This window comes from Psychrobacter sp. PP-21 (genome assembly GCF_033790785.1).
Lineage (GTDB): Bacteria > Pseudomonadota > Gammaproteobacteria > Pseudomonadales > Moraxellaceae > Psychrobacter.
Window position 1 is genome coordinate 1 of sequence record NZ_JAMYEB010000076.1, and the last position, 474, is coordinate 474.

Sequence of the window (474 nt, forward strand, 5' to 3'; positions counted from 1 at the left end):
CTCCTGCGCCCCGGCTCCGGTGACGAGAAGCATGGCGGCCGCAGCCGCCAAGCCATGCAAGAATCTTGGCATGGATCGCGCAATCATCGTTTCCCCCTGTTTTATCGCCCGCCGCTTGTGCGGTCTGGGCGCTCGTTGTTTGTCAGCCTGTCTCGGTCTTCTTCCCAGTCCTCTGCATGAAATCGAAGTCGCAGCCCTCATCGGCCTGCATGATGGTCTCGTTGAACAGCCAGGCGTAGCCGCGCCGCGCCTCGTCGGGCGCAGCGGCCGACTTCAACGCCGCGCGGCGCCGCTCCAGCTCGGCGGCATCAACCAGCAGCTCGATGCTGCGCTTTGCAACATCCAGGCTGATCATGTCGCCGTTCTTCACCAGCGCCAGCGGCCCGCCGACGGCGGATTCCGGGGTGATGTGCAAAACGATGGTGCCGAACGCGGTGCCGCTCATGCGCGCGTCGGAAATGCGCACCATGTCCT

The 474-nt window shown here is 64.8% G+C and carries 1 protein-coding gene; it reads right to left on the reverse strand.

Annotation, left to right across the window (positions count from 1 at the left end):
* Window positions 1-142 precede the first annotated feature (142 nt).
* Window positions 143-469, reverse strand: coding sequence for a hypothetical protein (locus NJD71_RS13635; protein ID WP_442967692.1), 327 nt, complete (start codon window positions 467-469; stop codon window positions 143-145).
* Window positions 470-474: the final 5 nt, after the last annotated feature.

Coding starts and splice junctions, on each gene's coding strand:
- NJD71_RS13635 (WP_442967692.1), bottom strand. CDS start 469: ATGGTGCGCATTTCCGACGCGCGCATGAGCGGCACCGCGTTCGGCACC.